15 protein-coding genes are annotated in these 17,675 nt (G+C 63.1%); 6 read left to right on the forward strand and 9 right to left on the reverse strand.

What is annotated here, in order from left to right:
* Positions 1 to 158: 158 nt before the first annotated feature.
* From MOQ67_RS02265 to MOQ67_RS02290, 6 genes are all read left to right on the forward strand, one after another.
* On the forward strand, positions 159 to 740 hold the full coding sequence (locus MOQ67_RS02265; RefSeq protein WP_198717689.1) for an alpha/beta hydrolase: 582 nt from the start codon (positions 159 to 161) through the stop codon (positions 738 to 740).
* Between the two features lie 49 nt (positions 741 to 789).
* On the forward strand, positions 790 to 1,716 hold the full coding sequence (locus MOQ67_RS02270) for a sigma 54-interacting transcriptional regulator (RefSeq protein WP_198717688.1): 927 nt from the start codon (positions 790 to 792) through the stop codon (positions 1,714 to 1,716).
* A 125-nt stretch (positions 1,717 to 1,841) separates the two neighbouring features.
* Positions 1,842 to 2,624 (forward strand): MetQ/NlpA family ABC transporter substrate-binding protein, encoded by a 783-nt coding sequence (locus MOQ67_RS02275; protein WP_017848601.1) that lies wholly within the window; start codon positions 1,842 to 1,844, stop codon positions 2,622 to 2,624.
* 579 nt (positions 2,625 to 3,203) lie between these two features.
* Entirely contained in the window at positions 3,204 to 4,307 is a 1,104-nt protein-coding gene (locus tag MOQ67_RS02280) for an efflux RND transporter periplasmic adaptor subunit (protein WP_198717687.1), read from the forward strand.
* Entirely contained in the window at positions 4,304 to 5,374 is a 1,071-nt protein-coding gene (locus MOQ67_RS02285; protein WP_198717686.1) for an efflux RND transporter periplasmic adaptor subunit, read from the forward strand. Before MOQ67_RS02280 ends, MOQ67_RS02285 begins: the two co-directional genes overlap by 4 nt.
* Positions 5,371 to 8,436, forward strand: coding sequence for an efflux RND transporter permease subunit (locus MOQ67_RS02290; RefSeq protein WP_102617778.1), 3,066 nt, complete (start codon positions 5,371 to 5,373; stop codon positions 8,434 to 8,436). Before MOQ67_RS02285 ends, MOQ67_RS02290 begins: the two co-directional genes overlap by 4 nt.
* 118 nt (positions 8,437 to 8,554) lie before the next feature.
* On the opposite strand, the gene MOQ67_RS02295 is transcribed toward MOQ67_RS02290, so the two are convergent.
* The 9 genes from MOQ67_RS02295 to MOQ67_RS02335 form a co-directional block, all read right to left on the reverse strand.
* The gene (locus MOQ67_RS02295; protein ID WP_046385066.1) at positions 8,555 to 9,181 is read right to left on the reverse strand and encodes a class I SAM-dependent methyltransferase; all 627 of its coding nucleotides are present in this window, start codon (positions 9,179 to 9,181) and stop codon (positions 8,555 to 8,557) included.
* A 540-nt stretch (positions 9,182 to 9,721) separates the two neighbouring features.
* Entirely contained in the window at positions 9,722 to 9,919 is a 198-nt protein-coding gene (locus MOQ67_RS02300; RefSeq protein ID WP_126585945.1) for a hypothetical protein, read from the reverse strand.
* A 99-nt stretch (positions 9,920 to 10,018) separates the two neighbouring features.
* Positions 10,019 to 10,663 (reverse strand): methionine ABC transporter permease, encoded by a 645-nt coding sequence (locus tag MOQ67_RS02305; RefSeq protein ID WP_198717685.1) that lies wholly within the window; start codon positions 10,661 to 10,663, stop codon positions 10,019 to 10,021.
* Positions 10,653 to 11,768 carry a methionine ABC transporter ATP-binding protein gene (locus tag MOQ67_RS02310; protein ID WP_017848595.1) on the reverse strand — a complete coding sequence of 372 codons (1,116 nt, stop codon included), beginning with the start codon at positions 11,766 to 11,768 and terminating at the stop codon, positions 10,653 to 10,655. Before MOQ67_RS02310 ends, MOQ67_RS02305 begins: the two co-directional genes overlap by 11 nt.
* A 2-nt stretch (positions 11,769 to 11,770) precedes the next feature.
* Positions 11,771 to 12,580 carry a MetQ/NlpA family ABC transporter substrate-binding protein gene (locus MOQ67_RS02315; protein WP_198717684.1) on the reverse strand — a complete coding sequence of 270 codons (810 nt, stop codon included), beginning with the start codon at positions 12,578 to 12,580 and terminating at the stop codon, positions 11,771 to 11,773.
* Between the two features lie 145 nt (positions 12,581 to 12,725).
* Positions 12,726 to 14,078, reverse strand: a complete 1,353-nt coding sequence (locus MOQ67_RS02320) for an LLM class flavin-dependent oxidoreductase (protein WP_198717105.1) — start codon at positions 14,076 to 14,078, stop codon at positions 12,726 to 12,728.
* Positions 14,079 to 15,272: an SfnB family sulfur acquisition oxidoreductase gene (locus MOQ67_RS02325; protein ID WP_198717104.1), complete on the reverse strand. Its 1,194-nt coding sequence runs from the start codon at positions 15,270 to 15,272 to the stop codon at positions 14,079 to 14,081.
* 41 nt (positions 15,273 to 15,313) lie between these two features.
* Positions 15,314 to 16,555 (reverse strand): SfnB family sulfur acquisition oxidoreductase, encoded by a 1,242-nt coding sequence (locus MOQ67_RS02330; protein ID WP_198717103.1) that lies wholly within the window; start codon positions 16,553 to 16,555, stop codon positions 15,314 to 15,316.
* A gap of 198 nt (positions 16,556 to 16,753) precedes the next feature.
* A complete protein-coding gene (locus tag MOQ67_RS02335) occupies positions 16,754 to 17,518 on the reverse strand; it encodes a hypothetical protein (protein ID WP_017848590.1) in 765 nt (254 codons plus the stop codon).
* Positions 17,519 to 17,675: the final 157 nt, after the last annotated feature.

A 17,675-nucleotide genomic window follows, 5' to 3' on the forward strand; every position in this document is an offset into this window, starting at 1 on the left:
GATGACAGTGGATCAATTGATGAATGCGCTAGCTGATACACCGCCCCTCCCATAGTTTGATTTTTTAGTTATTAATAAATAGCTTCTTATTCCTTAACGAATATAAACCCCGTCCCTATACTGTCCAGCAACGTTAAACGCTGCAGGAGGGCACACCCATGCACAGCGAATCGATTCGTTACCTGATCGTGCCGGGCTGGCAAGGATCGCCAGAAGATCATTGGCAAACGCATTGGCAGAACAGCCTGCCCAACAGCGCCCGGGTGGAGCAGGCCGATTGGCTGACGCCGCGTCGCGAAGACTGGGTGGCCGCGCTGGCCGAGGCGATCGCCGCCGACAGCACGCCAGTGATTCTGATCGCCCATAGCCTGGGCTGCATCACCGTGGTCCACTGGGCTGCCACTGCCCCGCTGCAATTTTTGCGGCAGGTGCGCGGGGCGTTGCTGGTGGCGCCGGCGGATGTCGAACGCCCGGCCTGTGCCCCCGCGCTGCGTAACTTCGCGCCGATTCCACGCGACCTGCTGCCGTTTCCCAGCCAGGTGGTCAGCTCCGACAACGACAGTGCCGTCAGCGCCCCCAGGGCCATGGAGCTGGCGCGCGACTGGGGTGCTGAAGCCGGCATTTTGTCCGGTGCCGGGCATATCAATGTGAAGTCCGGCCACCAGCGCTGGGAGCAGGGTTTCGCGTATCTCTATCGCCTGCAAAGCCGCCTGGAGCATCACGCCCGGCGCTCGGCCTGAACCTTTTTCAACGCCCCATCCCTGAGCGGATTGGGGGCGGGAGCCTGCCATGAGTCTGCATGAAACCTTCGGTCAGCCGCTGCTGACCTTCCCCGACGCCGAAAAAAGCCCGCTGAGCATCCGCGCCAAGGCACTGGTGTTCGTCGACCCGCGTTCGCGGCAACTGCGCGAAGCGCTGGAACACCTCGCGCCCCGCGCCTTGCCGGTGTTGATCCGTGGCGAGACCGGCAGCGGCAAAGAGTTGCTGGCGCGGCATATCCATCGGGGCAGCGACCGCGCCGGGCTGTTTGTCTCGGTCAATTGCGGCGCGATCAGCCCGACCTACGCCGATGCCGAGCTGTTCGGCTACGCGGCCGGCGCCCACAGTGGCGCGGCGAGCAGCCGGGCCGGCTGGTTCGGCTCGGCCAACGGCGGCACCTTGTACCTGGATGAGATCGGCGACTTGCCGTTGCCGATCCAGGTCAAATTGCTCGCCGCCCTGGAAAACCACGAGGTCACCCGCGTCGGCGCGCATCAACCGAGCCCTGTGGACGTGCGCCTGGTGGCGGCGACCAGCATCGACCTGGCCCAGGCCGTGGCCGCAGGCAAGTTCAATGAGCGCCTGTTCCACTACCTCAGCGAAGGCCGGTTGGACCTGCCGGCCTTGCGCGAGCGGGTCGGCGACATCCTGTCCCTGGCCGAATACTTCCTCGGCATCTACAGCCAGCGCCTGGACCTGCCGGTGCCGCTGATCAGCGACGCGGCCCAGCGCGTGCTGGAACACCACAGCTGGCCGGGCAATACCCGCGAGTTGGAGAACGTCATCCACTTTGCCTTGCTGGTCAGCAGCGGTGACGAAATCTTGCCGGAGCATTTGAACCTGCCGAGCGCCGGTTCGCCGCTGGAGCAGGTGCAGCGGATATTCGAAAGCGCCAATGCGGCCGAACGGGAAACCTTGCGCAAATTCCTACATGAGCAAAATGGAATATCAACCTGAATAAAAGGTATTGTTCGGGAATAAAAAATCTAGGTATTGTCACTCTCACGCCGCGATAGCACTTCGCTGGCACTCCACACCAATACGGTCGTCAGAGACGCCCCGGAATGTCGATAAGGACACTCATGAAAAAGGTTCTGTTGTTTACCGCACTGGCGGCTGCCCTGACTGCGGGCTTCGCCCAGGCCAACGAAAAGCTGATAGTGGCCGCTACCCCGGTCCCGCACGCCGAGATCCTCGAGCTGGTCAAGCCGACCCTCGCCAAAGAAGGCGTGGATCTGGAAATCAAAGTCTTCACCGACTACGTACAGCCCAACGTGCAGGTGGCCGAGAAGCGTCTGGACGCCAACTACTTCCAGACCCTGCCGTACCTGGAAAACTTCAACAAAGGTAAGGGCACCAACCTGGTCACCGTAGTGGGCGTACACGTTGAACCCTTCGGCGGTTACTCGAAGAAAATCAAAAACATTTCTGAGCTCAAAGATGGCGCCACCGTGGCCATTCCGAACGAAGGCTCCAACAGCGGCCGTGCCCTGTTGCTGCTGCAGAAGGCCGGTGTGATCACCCTGAAAGACCCGACCAATGCGCTGGCGACGCCAAAAGACATTGCCAGCAACCCGAAAAACCTGAAGTTCAAAGAGCTGGAATCAGCCCTGTTGCCACGTGTGCTGGACCAGGTTGACCTGGACATGATCAACACCAACTACGCCCTGGAAGCTGGCCTCAACCCGGCCAGGGACGCGTTGATCATCGAAGACGCCAAATCGCCGTATGTGAACTTCCTGGTGGCGCGCCCGGACAACAAGGACAGCGCTGCTATCCAGAAACTGGCCAAGGCCCTGACCAGCCCGGAAGTCAAAGCGTTCATCGAGAAGAAGTACAACGGCGCAGTCGTGCCGGCGTTCTGATCGAGCGGTAAAACCTTTCAAGGTTTAAACGCCGACGGCTTGCATAGCGTCGGCGTTTTTTTATGGGTGGAATTTGGAATGCGCTCAAAATTGTGGGAGGGGGCTTGCCCCCGATAGCAGTGGTTCAGTCAATGCATCGGTGACTGTCATACCGCTATCGGGGGCAAGCCCCCTCCCACATTTGATTTTTATCTCACAGTGGATTTTCAGCGTTTCACCGCACTCGGGCGTTGATCGCCCTGCGCAATGCCACCAACCATTTCACCAGCTCCTGCGGATCAATCGGTTTCGCTTCGTTCATTGTTCATTCCCTCGAATCACAGACCCCACAACCATAGCCGTCATTGGCCAACCCCGCGAATCCGGCGGTTATCCTGTTGGGCGATATCAATGTGATATTTCGGTATCAAAAATGGACGGTTTATGCCAATAAAGGCCGGGCTACCCGGCGTCTTGAGCGTGGGCATTCGTTTGGCTTCGGAACCATTGGCGTTGGGCGCCATCCATGCACATGGAACCCTGCTATAAGGTCGTAGTCGCCTACACTCCGGCAAGTTGGCATCACGTAAAGGAGCCTGCATGGGCGGTCACCCTTCGACAGTTATTTTCGCACTTGGCCTGTTGGCGCTGCTGAGCGGCTGCGGCCAGGAAAAAGCCGAGCCCAAGCAGCATGCGCGGGTGTTCGTGCAGACCGTGCAGCCGACTGACTACGCAGTGGCCGTCACGCTGACCGGCGATATCCAGGCGCGGGTGCAAACCGATCTGTCCTTTCGCGTGGGGGGCAAGATCATTCAGCGCATGGTCGATGTGGGCGACCATGTCAGCGCCAAGCAAGTGCTGGCCAAGCTCGACCCCAAGGACTTGCAGAGCAGTGTCGACTCCGCCCAGGCCCAGGTCGTGGCCGAGCAGGCGCGGGTCAAGCAGACCGCTGCCGCGTTCGTGCGCCAGGAAAAACTCCTGCCCAAGGGCTACACCAGCCGCAGTGAATACGACACCGCCCAGGCCGCGTTGCGCAGCAGCCAAAGCGCCCTGGCCGCCGCCCAGGCGCAACTGGCCAATGCCCGCGAGCAACTGGGCTACACCGCGCTGTTCGCCGAGGCCCCCGGAGTGATTACTGCGCGCCAGGCTGAAGTGGGCCAGGTGGTGCAGGCCACCGTGCCGATCTTCAGCCTGGCCCGCGAGGGCGAGCGCGACGCGGTATTCGATGTGTACGAGTCGTTGCTGGTGGAACCGCCGGCCGATGCGCCGATCACGGTGAGCCTGTTGGATAACCCCAATATCAAGGTCCAGGGCCACGTCCGCGAAGTTACCCCGGCCGTCGCTGCCAATACCGGTACGGTGCAAGTCAAAATCGCTCTGGAGGCCCTGCCCGCGGGCATGCATCTGGGCTCGGTGGTCAGCGCTACCGCCAACGGTCCGGCCAAGCCCAGCATCGAGCTGCCATGGTCGGCGCTGACCAAAGACCTCAGCGCCCCCGCCGTGTGGCTGGTGGATGGCGACGGCCTGGCGCAGCTGCGCAAGGTCAGTGTGGCGCGTTACCTCACCGGCAAGGTGATCATCAGTGACGGTCTGCAGGGCGGTGAAAAAGTCGTGGTGGCCGGCGGGCAATTGCTGCACCCCAGCATGCGCGTCGAAATCGCCCAGCCGCCCGACTCGGCCCAGGCCCAAGGAGTGCAACCATGATGCGCCTGACCGGCCTGCTCGCCGCCAGCCTGTTGCTGCTGGCCTGCTCCAAGAACGACCCGCCACCCGACCCCGTGCGCCCGGTGTTGTCCATGGAAGTGAAAGCCGAAGACCAGGAAACCCTCGGCCGTTTCGCCGGCACCATCCAGGCGCGCTACGAAAGCAACCTGGGGTTCCGCGTGCCCGGGCGCATCGCCCACCGCACCGTGGATGTCGGCGCTGAGGTGGAGAAGGGCGCGGTACTCGCCGTACTTGACCCCACCGATCAGCAGAACCAACTGCGCGCGGTCCAAGGCGACCTCGCCCGCGTGCAGGCGCAGTTCATCAACGCCCAGGCCAGCGCCCGTCGCCAGCAGGCGTTGTTCAACCGTGGCGTCGGCGCCCAGGCCCAGTTGGACGCAGCCCAGACCGACCTGAAAACCACCCAGGCCAGCCTCGACCAGGCACAGGCCTCGGTCAACCAGGCCAAGGACCAGCTCAACTACACCCGACTGCGTACCGACCATGGCGGCATCGTTACCGCCTGGAACGCCGAGGCCGGCCAGGTGGTCAGCGCGGGCCAGCAAGTGGTGACCCTGGCGCGCCCGGACATCAAGGAGGCAGTGATCGACCTGCCCGCCGGCCTCGCCGAGCGCCTGCCGCCCGATGTGGTGTTCCTTGTCGCCGGGCAACTCGACCCCAGCGTGAACACCACTGCCACCGTGCGCGAAATCGAGCCCCAGGCCCAGAGCGCCACGCGCACCCGTCGCGCGCGCCTGACCCTGGCCGACACGCCGGCGGCCTTTCTGCTGGGTACGGCGATCAGCGTGACCTTGAGCTCGGCCATCCCACCGCGCATCGAACTGCCGTTGAGCGCCTTGCAGCAAATCGACGGCAAAACGCGGATCTGGCTGCTGGACACCCAAAGCCGGACCGTGCAGCCGCGTGAAGTCACGGTGCTCAGTCGTGACGCCGACAGCGTTGTGCTCAGCGGCGGGGTCAAGCCCGGTGAGCGCATCATCGTCGCCGGTGTGAACAGCCTGCAACCGGGGCAAACAGTCAAGATCGACGAGGACAGCCCGCGATGAAAGGGAGCTTCAACTTATCCGAATGGGCCCTCAAGCATCAGTCCTTCATCTGGTACCTGATGTTCGTCGCGCTGCTGATGGGCGTGTTTTCCTACAAGAACCTGGGCCGCGAGGAAGACCCTTCGTTCACCATCAAAACCATGGTGATCCAGACCCGCTGGCCGGGCGCGACCCAGGAAGAAACGCTCAAACAGGTGACCGACCGCATCGAGAAAAAACTCGAAGAACTCGACGCCCTCGACTACGTGGACAGTTACACCCGGCCTGGTGAGTCCACGGTGTTTGTGTACCTCAAGGACACCACCAGCGCCAAGGCGATCCCCGAGATCTGGTACCAGGTGCGCAAGAAGATCGACGATATTCGCGGCAGCTTCCCCCAGGGCTTGCAGGGGCCGTCGTTCAACGATGAGTTCGGTGACGTGTTCGGCTCGGTGTACGCCTTTACCAGCGACGGCCTGTCGATGCGCCAGCTGCGCGACTACGTGGAGCAGGCGCGCGCCGAGATCCGTGCGGTGCCGGGCCTGGGCAAGGTCGAGCTGATCGGCCAGCAGGACGAAGTGATTTACCTGAATTTCTCCACGCGCAAACTCGCGGCCCTGGGGATCGACCAACGCCAGGTGGTGCAGAGCCTGCAGGCGCAGAACGCAGTGACCCCGGCCGGGGTGATCGAAGCCGGGCCGGAGCGCATTTCCGTGCGGACGTCCGGGCAGTTCGCCTCGGAAAAAGACCTGGCCAACGTCAACCTGCGTCTCAACGACCGCTTCTATCGCCTGGCGGACGTCGCCGACATCAGCCGCGGCTACGTTGACCCGGCGACGCCAATGTTCCGTTTCAACGGCAAGCCGGCGATCGGTTTGGCGATCGCGATGCAGAAGGGCGGCAATATCCAGTCGTTCGGCGAGGCCCTGCACACGCGCATGGACGAACTGACCGCCGACCTGCCGGTGGGTGTCGGCGTCTACAAGGTCTCCGACCAGGCGGAAGTGGTGCAAGAGGCCGTCGGCGGCTTCACCAGCGCGCTGTTCGAAGCGGTGGTGATCGTGCTGGTGGTGAGCTTTATCAGCCTCGGCTTGCGTGCGGGGCTGGTGGTGGCGTGCTCGATCCCGCTGGTGCTGGCGCTGGTGTTCGTGTTCATGGAATACAGCGGCATCACCATGCAGCGCGTGTCTCTGGGGGCGCTGATCATCGCGCTCGGCTTGCTGGTGGACGACGCGATGATCACCGTGGAGATGATGATCACGCGCCTGGAAAAAGGCGAAACCAAGGCGCAGGCGGCGACCTACGCCTACACCTCCACCGCGTTCCCGATGCTCACCGGCACCCTGGTGACCGTGGCCGGGTTTGTGCCGATCGGCCTCAACGCCAGTTCGGCGGGCGAGTACACCTTCACCCTGTTCGCGGTGATTGCCGTGGCGATGCTGGTGTCGTGGGTGGTGGCGGTGCTGTTTGCGCCGGTGATCGGCGTGCATATCCTCAGCGCCAACGTGAAACCCCACAGTGCCGAACCGGGGCGCATCGGCCGCGCTTTCAATGGCGGCATGCTGTGGGCGATGCGCAACCGCTGGTGGGCCATCGGCATCACCGTGGCGCTGTTCGCGGCGTCGGTGTTTTCCATGCAGTTTGTGCAGAACCAGTTCTTCCCGTCGTCGGACCGCCCGGAGATCCTCGTCGACCTCAACCTGCCGCAAAACGCCTCGATCAACGAAACCCGCAAAGCCGTCGACCGCCTCGAAGCGATCATCAAGGACGACCCGGATATCGAGCGCTGGAGCACTTACATCGGCCAGGGCGCGATCCGTTTCTACCTGCCCCTCGACCAACAACTGGAAAACCCCTACTACGCGCAGTTGGTGATCGTCAGCAAGGGCCTGAAGGCGCGCGGCGAATTGATCGCGCGCCTGCAAAAACGCCTGCGTGAGGATTTCGTCGGCGTCGGCAGCTTTGTGCAGCCGCTGGAGATGGGCCCGCCGGTGGGGCGGCCGATCCAGTACCGCGTCTCCGGCAAAGACACTGACCAAGTGCGCAAGCACGCCATCGAACTGGCGACCTTGCTGGACAAGAACCGCCACCTGGGCGAGATCATTTACGACTGGAACGAACCGGGCAAAGTCCTGCGCATCGAGATTGCCCAGGACAAGGCGCGGCAGTTGGGCTTGTCTTCCGAAGACGTGGCGCAGTTGATGAACAGCGTGGTCAGCGGCGCGTCGGTGACTCAGGTGCATGACGATATCTACCTGATCGACGTGGTCGGCCGCGCCGAAGATGCCGAGCGCGGCACGCCGGAAACCTTGCAGAACCTGCAGATCGTCACGCCCAACGGCGTCTCGATTCCGCTGCTGGCCTTCGCCACCGTGCGTTATGAGCTGGAGCAACCGCTGGTGTGGCGCCGCGACCGCAAGCCGACCATCACCCTCAAGGTGGCGGTGCGCGACGCGATGCAGCCGACCGATCTGGTCAAGCAGCTCAAGCCCGAGATCGATGCGTTCAACGCCGGCCTGCCGGTGGGCTACAAGGTCGCCACCGGCGGCACCGTGGAAGAAAGCAGCAAGGCCCAGGGCCCGATTGCCAGCGTGGTGCCGTTGATGCTGTTTTTGATGGCGACCTTCCTGATGATCCAGCTGCACAGCGTACAGAAGATGTTCCTGGTGGCCAGCGTCGCGCCGCTGGGGCTGATCGGCGTGGTGCTGGCGCTGGTCCCCACCGGCACGCCCATGGGCTTCGTGGCGATCCTTGGCATTCTGGCGCTGATCGGCATCATCATCCGCAACTCGGTGATCCTGGTGACGCAAATCGAGGAATATGAACTGGCCGGCTACACGCCGTGGGATGCGGTGGTGCAAGCCACCGAACACCGGCGCCGGCCGATCCTGCTGACGGCGGCTGCGGCAAGCCTGGGCATGATCCCGATTGCGCGGGAAGTGTTCTGGGGGCCGATGGCCTACGCGATGATCGGCGGGATCATCATTGCCACGCTGCTGACGCTGCTGTTCCTGCCGGCGCTGTATGTGGCCTGGTACAAGATTCGCGAGCCGAAGCCGGAACATCAGGAAGAGCGCGGTTAAAAATGTGGGAAGGGGCTTGCTCCCGATAGCGGTGCTTCAGTTGGCGCAACTTTGACTGACCCAGCGCTATCGGGAGCAAGCCCCCTCCCACATTTGGAATGTATTGTCAGGCGGTTATTCAGGTTTTGCGCCAGACGCTGGCCAACCAGGGCTGCTGCTCGCGGGGTAGTCCGGCTGGGCGATAGTAGTGCTCCAGTTCCACAAAACCGGCGGCGGTCAGCAACGATTGCCACGCTTCCAAGTCGTGATAAGACCCATATCGCGGCCCATTCCAGCCTTCGCGGTTGTCACCGCGTGGATTGGAACTGAACAACACCCCGCCCGGTTTCAGCGCGCCATGCAGTTGCTTGAGCACACGCGGCAGTTCCTGCTTGGGAATGTGAAACAGCACCGCATTGGCAAAGATCCCGTCGAAGCGTGCGTTGGGTAGGTCCAGCTTCAGGAAGTCCTGCTGCAGCACCTCGCAGCCGCTGTCTTCGCGCGCCATCTGCGCAAAGCGCTCGGAGCCGTCGAGGCCCACGGCGATGTGGCCCATGCGCGTAAAGGTCTGCAAATCCCGCCCCGGCCCGCAGCCGAAGTCCAGCACGGTAAACGGCGCCGCGCCCTGGATATGCCGCAGCAGCGCGTCGATGTTCTGGCTCACATCGTGATCGCGGGTGCCTTCACGGAAGTCCTCGGCCACGCTGTTGTAGTGGTCGAGGGTGGTGGCGGTGATCTGGTTGAGGTCGTCGGGGGCGAGTTTCATGGGGGATGCTTCGAGGGCCAAATGCTGACTATATCCCATGTCCAGTCGACTGCGCCTGAAGGCGCTTATTGAGCCCCCCGCCGACAATCCCCGGCAGCGCTTCGGGCAACAGATTGCGCTTGAATTAATCAGTGAGATTTACGAAGCGGAGTGGCCCAAAGGATCGATAAAGAATCTCCCTCGAAGCGGAAAGCTGGATGAGTGTGAGCCTGCCGCGGGGAGAATTGTTAACGGTAGTTGTCGAATTTTGCCCGTGAAGCGGAATTGCCGCTGCATCGCCAAGCGTGACGGCGGCCAGTGCCAACACCAGCGTCGCGCACCTGGCGCAGGTGGTTATAGTAGACATGGTATTCGCTCCCTGATTCGTCGCAGACGGTGTCGAGTCGATTAAACCTGCATAAGCCCCCTCCAACAACTGTCGACCTTGACAGGTCCAAACGAGTGCTCAGCGCGTGTTCAGCCCCCGCGCTTTGTGAATTAATCACAGTGATGAGTAAGGGTGAGGGTGGAAGTCCACTCACACTACATGTCAGTCAGTGTCTATTTGTATTGGAGCTTCTGTGTAAACACATTATTACCCCAGTTAAAGATCCCTCCTTTGTTGAACGTGAAGGCGTCGTTAACGGTAGTTGTTGAATCTCGCCGGTGAAGCGGAATTGCCGCTGCATCGCCAAGCGTGACGGCGGCCAGCGCCAACACCAGCGTCGCGCACCTGGCGCGGGTGGTTACAGTGGACATGGCATTCGCTCCCTGATCCGTCGCAAACGGTGTCGAGCCGATTAAACCTGCATAACCCCCCTCCAACAACTGTCAACCTTGACAGGTACAAACGAGTGCTCAGCGCTTGTTCAGCCCCCGCGCCAAGCGGTCTCCGCCCAGCTGAATCACCGCCACCAGCAGCACCAGCAGCACAATCACTGTGAGCATGATCTGCGTATCAAAGCGCTGATAACCATAGCGGTAGGCAATATCCCCCAACCCACCTGCACCAATCGCCCCAGCCATGGCCGACGAGTTGATCATGGTCACCAGGGTGATGGTGAACCCGCCGACAATCCCCGGTAGCGCTTCGGGCAACAGTACGTGCCAGATGATGTGCCAGCGCCGGCAGCCCATGGCTTGTGCGGCTTCGATCAAGCCGTGGTCGACTTCGCGCAGGCTCACTTCGGCGATGCGCGCAAAGAACGGCGTCGCGGCGATGGTCAGCGGCACTACCGCCGCCCACACGCCGTAGGTGGTGCCGACGATCAGCCGGGTGAAGGGGATCAGCGCCACCATCAGGATCAGAAACGGAATCGAGCGGAACAGATTGACGAACGCCCCCAGCACCCGGTTCAGCGCCGGAGCCTGGTAGATGCCGCCCTTGTCGCTGGTGACCAGGTACACCGCCAGCGGAATCCCCACCAGCAACGCGATCAGCGACGACACGCCGACCATCAACAGCGTGTCGATGGCGCCCTGCACTAAACGATCAAACCACATAACCCAACACCTCCACCTGTTGTGCCCAATGCCCGGCGCGGCTGCGCAGTGTGTCGGGGTCATGGGGCGAGCCATTCACCGCCAGCAGCAATTGCCCCAGGGCATGTCCCTGAATCCGTTCCACGCCGCCTTGCAGCAAGCGCACGCGCCCGCCGAGGGCGCCGAACAGCGCGGCCAGGTCGGGTTCATCGGTGGCGCTGCCGGTGAACTGCAAGCGCAGTACCAGCGCGGCGTCAGCCGAGGCCGGCGTGGGTTGCAGGCGGCTTTGCAGTTCTTCCGACAGGCCGTGTTGCAGCGGCGCCAGCAGGGTTCGGCTGACCTCATGCCGCGGGTTGCCGAATACTTCCCACACCGGGCCTTGCTCGACGATGCGCCCGTGTTCGAGCACCACCACGCGGTCGCAGATCTCGCGAATCACCGCCATCTCATGGGTGATCAACACGATGGTCAGGCCCAGCCGTTGGTTGATCTCGCGCAGCAGGCCGAGGATCGATTGGGTGGTCTCCGGGTCGAGGGCCGAGGTGGCCTCGTCGCACAGCAGAATCTCTGGGTCGTGGACCAGCGAACGGGCGATGCCCACGCGCTGTTTCTGCCCGCCGGAGAGTTGCGCCGGGTAGGCCTTGTGCTTGTCCTTCAGGCCCACCAGCTCCAGCAGTTCACGCACTTTCTGCTCGCGCTGCAACTTGGGGACGCCGGCGACTTTGAGCGGCAACTCGACGTTCTGCCACACGGTCTTGGCCGACATCAGGTTGAAGTGCTGGAAGATCATGCCGATGCGCCGCCGCAGCGCCACCAGGCGGTCTTCGTCGAACGCGCCGATGTCGACCTGATCGATCAGCACGCGCCCGCTGCTGGGCTGTTCCAGGCGGTTGATGGTGCGGATCAGCGACGACTTGCCGGCGCCGCTGCGGCCGATGATGCCGAACACTTCGCCGCGCTGGATGGCCAGGTCGATGCCTTGCAGCGCGTGTACCGTGCCGTCATAGGTCTTGCCCAGGTTGATAAAACGCACATGGGCGCGGTTGAGGTGCGGATGCAGTTCAGTCTGCTCGGCGTTCCTGGGTGGTGTGCCCAGGTCGCGCAGTTGGATGTTGGCGGCCGTCATGTTCAACCCTCCCAGCCGACTTGGTAGAGCTTGCCGAGGGATTTATCCAGGGCGGCGCGCACCACCGGCGAGTGTTGGTAGAGGTCGACGAACTTGATCACCCGCGGGTCGGTTTTGGCTTTCGGCTGGATCACGAACTGGATCACGTATTCCGGGTGGTCGAGGCCGTCGAACAGCAGCGCCGACTCGGCATCGAAGGTCTTGGACAGGCGGATGTACGCCGGATAACCCTGCACCAGATCCGCATCGTCATACGCGCGCACCAACTGCACGGCCTCGACTTGCAGGATCTTGAGCTGCTTCGGGTTGGCGATGATGTCTTCTTCGGTGGCCTTGTAACCCACGCCCGGCTTGAGCGTGATCAGCCCCGCCTTGGCCAGCAGTTGCAGGCCGCGCCCGCTGTTGATCGGGTCGTTGGCAATCGCCACGCTGGCGCCTTGGGGCAGGTCGTTGAAGCTTTTGTATTTTTTCGAATACAGCCCGACGTTATTGATGATGCCCGGTGCATACGGCACCAGATCAAACCCGGCGGCGGCCTTGGCGTTTTCCAGGAAGGGGATGTGCTGGAAGTAGTTCACGTCGATATCGCCGGCGGCCAGGCTGACGTTGGGCGCGATCCAGTCGGTGAACTCCACCAGCTCGACGTTCAAACCTTGCTTGCCGGCCTCGGCCACGGCGGCTTCCAGGGGAATCGCGAAGGCCGCGGTGGTGCCGACTTTCAGCGGCGCTTCGGCGGCGAACAGCGTCGAACTGAACAACCCGAAGGCCAGGGCCAGGGCTTTGACTGGGTGGGACAACAGGGTCTTTTTCATAATCGAGTTCCAGTCATAAGTGATGGGTGCAAACAATAGAGATCCCATGTGGGAGGGGGCTTGCCCCCGATTGCGGTGGTTCAGCAAACGATGCAGGTGACTGAACCACCGCTATCGGGGGCAAGCCCCCTCCCACATTTTTCGATCAGTGTCGGTAGGTGGCGCCGGTGTGTTGTTCGGGCAGGCGGGCGCTGGCGTGGAAGACTTTTTCCCGCAGCGTTCCGGTGTCGTAAGCGGTCTTGTACGACCCGCGCTTCTGCAACTCCGGCACCACCAGGTCGATGAAGTCCACATAGCTTTCCGGGGTGACGATGCGCGTGAGGTTGAAGCCATCCAGGCCGGTTTCAGCGACCCAGGATTCCAGTTCGTCCGCCACCTGCTCGGGCGAGCCGACCACGGTGATGTAGCGCCCGCCGAGGGCGTGCTGCTCAAGCAATTTGCGGCGGGTCCAATCGTTGTTCTGCAGGTGCTGGGTGGCGGACTGGATCGCGTTGCTCTTCACGTACTGGATCGGTTCGTCGAGGGCGTACTGGGAAAAATCGATCGCCGTGGACGCCGAGAAATGCGCCACGCCGGCTTCCGCGCTGGCATAGCTCAGGTACTCGGCGTGCTTGGCCCAGGCCAGTTCCTCAGTGGCGCCAACGATCACGTTGAGGCCCATGAACACCTTGATGTCGTGCGGGTTGCGCCCGGCCGCCACGGCGCTGGCGCGCACCTTGTCCACCTGGAGCCGGGTGCTGGCCTTGTCCCGCCCGCTGATGAACACGCACTCGGCATGCCGCCCGGCGAACACCAGGCCACGCGCCGAAGTGCCAGCCTGGAACAGCAGCGGTGTGCGTTGCGGCGACGGTTCGCACAGGTGATAACCCTCCACCTGGTAGAACTCACCGTGGTGCTCGACTTTGTGCACCTTGCCCGGCTGCGCATACACCCGCGCCTGCGGATCGTTGAGCACGGCGTCGTCTTCCCAGCTGCCTTCCCAGAGTTTGTACAGCACCTGCAGATACTCATCGGCCTGGTCGTAGCGTCGGTCATGTTCGACCTGTTCGGTCAGGCCCATGGCCTTGGCGGCGCTGTCGAGGTAGCCGGTGACGATGTTCCAGCCGACCCGACCACGGCTCAGGTGGTCGAGGGTGGACATGCGCCGGGCGAACAGATACGGCGGCTCGTAGGTCAGGTTGGCGGTCAGGCCGAAACCGAGGTGTTGGGTCACGGCGGCCATGGCCGAGAGCAGCAGCAACGGGTCGTTGACCGGCAGTTGGATCGACTCTTTGAGCGGCACGTCGATGGCGTCCTGGTACACGTCGTAGACGCCGACGATATCGGCAATGAACAACCCGTCGAACAGCCCGCGCTCCAGGGTTCGCGCCAGGTCGGTCCAATACTCGAGGGTTTTGTACTGGGTGGACGTGTCCCGCGGGTGCGTCCACAAGCCGTGATTGATATGCCCGATGCAGTTCATGTTGAAGGCATTGAGCAGGATTTTTTTCTTCGCCATTCAGATGGTTCCCCGCAGTGGCGGTTTTTCATCGTTGAGGTAGTAATTACCCACGGCGTGGTATTTCCAGCGCACCGGGTCGTGCAGGGTATGCACGCGGGCGTTGCGCCAGTGGCGATCGAGGCCGTGCTCGGCCAGGGTCGCCTGGCTGCCGGCCAGTTCGAACAGGGTGCTGCCGGCCGCCAGGGAAATTTCGGTACTCAGGGCGCGTGCTTCGGCGACCGCGATCGAGGCGGCGGCCACGGTCTCGGCGTGGCTGTCGGCCTGGGCGCGGTCGAGAAACGCGCCCGCGCGCTCCAGCAAGGCTTCGGCGGCGTGCAGGCGAATGCTCAAGTGGCCGAAGCTCTTCAGCGTCAGTGGGTCTTCGCTGGCCTTGTCGCTGCCGGAGTCGATCCACGGGCGGGTCTTGGTGCGTACAAAGTGCAGCGCGTCCTCGAAGGCGGCGCGGGCGATGCCGGTGTCGATGGCGGCGTGGAGGATCTGCGCTAGCGGGCCGACGGTGGTCGGGCGTTCGAAGGCGCTCTGGAACGGGAGCACGTCGTGCGCTGCGACCCGCACGTTGTCGAACACCACCGAACCGCTGCCGGTGGTGCGCTGGCCGAAGCCGCTCCAGTCGTCGATCACCGTCAGGCCCGCGCTGTCGCGGGGCACGAAGGCCAGGTGCTGGATGCCGTTTTCGTCCACCACGGAGGTCGGGATGCGTTGCGCGTAGATCGCGCCGGTGGCGTAGAACTTGCGGCCATTGATCCGAAAACCGTCGCCGTCGCGGGTGAGGCGGGTCACGCGGTCGTGGGCGGTCTTGGTGCCGAGTTCCGCCAGGGCGTTGCCGAAGCGCTGGCCGGCCAGCACCTCGGCGTACAGGCGTTGTTGCTGCGCGGGGCTGCCGTTCACGCGCAGCACTTCGAGGGCGTAGAAATGGTTTTGCGGGATCTGGCCCAGCGAGGCGTCGGCCTGGGCGATCAGCGCGATGACCTTGGCCAGGGTGACGTTGGACACGCCAGCGCCGCCATAGGCTTTCGGCACGCTGATGCCCCACAGGCCGGAGCGCGAAAATACGTCCAGTTCGGGCAGCGGCAGGCGGCGCTCGCGGTCGCGCTGGGCGCTGTCGCGGCGCAGGTCTTCAGCCAGGTCGCTGGCGATAATCAGGGCTTGTTCGTCGCTGGTGATGAGCGCGACGTGGGTAGATAAAGTCATCGGTGTTCTCCAGAAGCGCGTGGAAAAAGTGTTCTGGGCGGTTAGATCCAGGAGTGACGAGCCGGCAATGTGCCGTTCAGGCGATAAGCGCCCACCGCGTGATACTTCCAGCGCACCGGGTCGTGCAGGGTGTGGACCCGGGCATTGCGCCAGTGGCGGTCGAGGTTGAATTCGGCGAGGGTGGCGCGGCTGCCGGCCAGTTCGAAGAGTTTTTCGCTGGCCAGCAGCGACACTTCGGTGGTCAACACCTTGGCCTCGGCCACGGCAATCGAGGCGCGTGCGGCGGACTGCGCGGTGATCGGCGCGGCGCTGACCTGGTCCAGCACCTGGCCGGCCTTGCGCAGCAGGGCTTCGGCGGCGTGCAGTTCGATCTTCAATTTGCCGATGTCGGCGATCACATACAGGTCATCGCTGGCGCGTTCGACCTTCGCGTCGATCCACGGGCGTGAGCGCTCGCGGACGAACGCAATGGTGTCATCCAGCGCGCCACGGGCAATGCCGGCATCGATGGCTGCCTGGATCAATTGCGAGACCGCGCCCTGGATATTCGGGCTTTGGCCGAGGCGCCAGTTTTCGACCACCAGCTCTGCGTCCACCGGCACCCGGTCGAGCAGCACGGTGCCACTGGCGGTGGTGCGTTGGCCGAAGCCGGACCAATCGTCGACGATGCGCAGCCCTTGCGTGCCACGGCGCACAAACGCCATGACCTGCCTGCCGTCATCGTTCAGCGCCTTCACCGCGACCCAATGGGCGAACAGGGCGCCGGTGGAGTAGAACTTCTGGCCGCTGATCACATAACCGTCGCCTTCGGCGCTGATCCGCGCCTTGAGCTCCAGGGTGTTTTTGGTGCCGCGCTCCGGGCCGCCGTTACCGATGCGCCAGCCGTCGAGCACGCTCTGGAACAGCTGTTTTTTCTGGCGCTCGGTGGCCGCGCCCTGCAGCAGGTGCAGGATGCCGAAATGGTTCTGCGGGATCTGCCCGAGGGCCGGGTCGGCCGCGCTGATGATCGCGAAGACTTCGGCCAGGGTGGTGAACGACACCTGCGGGCCGCCGTACTCGCGGGGAATGGAAATACTGCCCAGACCACTGCGGGTGAATTGTTCGATCTGCGCCCAGGGCAGCTTGCGCTGCTGGTCGCGCTTGGCGGCCTGTACGCGCGCGGCCTGGGCCAACTCATGGGCCGCGCTCAGCGCTTGGGCATCGTTGCGCAGTACAACGGCCGGCAACAGCAGGGGGGCGACGTCCAGATCACTCTGGGGGGGTGTTAGAGCCAAGTTAGACATCAGCGCCGCTCCTTGGCTGCACGTAATGCCCTGGCGTTCTGCACCGGGGTAATGCTGACCATACCGACCTCGCATTCAATGAAATGGAAACAAAACAATCAGGAATGTCCGGTGGTCCGGTTTATATACCCTAAACGTGTTAAATATTTAAATAAACTAACTTTTAGGAATATACATAGAAGGGCCGTTACCCACGCTTCAGGGGCGACGCGGTTGATAGATCTGCGCGGCGCTGGAAGGGCGCTTCGGCGTCGCCGGCACATAGGCGGCGATGCGCAGTGTGCGGGCCGGCGCCCAGCGTGAGTTATTGCCCACCCGATCGAGAATGCAGTACGTGACGTCCAGCCGGCTGTCGTCGCCGGCTTCGATGATGATCGCCGACGGCACCCACACCTGCACCGCGATGCCGACGGCTCGGGCCTGGATTTTCGGCAGGTCCAGGCGCGCATCGCCCCAGCGCAGGGTGATGGCGTCGCCGCGGGTCATGTTCAGGTAGGGTTCGATGGTCAGCGGAATACCGCGCCGCACCTGGCTGCTGTTGACGCCGTAGCGACGAATCATGTCGGGCAGGCCCACAGGGGCGAGGTTCTGGTTTTCGTCGCTGTACAGCGCGCTCGGTTGGCCGCCCGGGTAGTTGGTCTTGACCTGCACCGTGGTCACCGCTGAGCGTGCGGGGCCGTGGCCGATCTGCATGACCTGGTAGTGAACCCGCGCATGGCCGTCCTGCACAAAGCTTTCCGGCACCCGCAGTTGGGTGGCGGTGCCGACCTTGCACGCGGTGATACGCCGCGAGTCGGCAAAGCAGTTGTTCCAGAACAGCTCGATCAGGTCACCCTCATCCATGCCGGGGTAGGGCGCGATGTCGACTTGCAGCTGTGTGGCGGCCAGGGCGTTGATGCCGTTGCCAAGTGCCTGGGGCAGGGTCGGGGCAGTGAGCAGGGCCGGGGTTGCGGTGCGCGTCATAGTAATCTCCTTGATGCAGCCAGCAGCAATCGTTCCGGACCCTTGGCGCGGGAACGCGACGGGGGCCGAAAGGAACGATTCAGTGAAAAGCCGGGATAGGATCCAATCCTCTGGGCGCTAGATAAGAGCGTTGGCCGGAGGGCGTCAATGGCGGCAA

The organism is Pseudomonas sp. LY-1 (assembly GCF_053502595.1).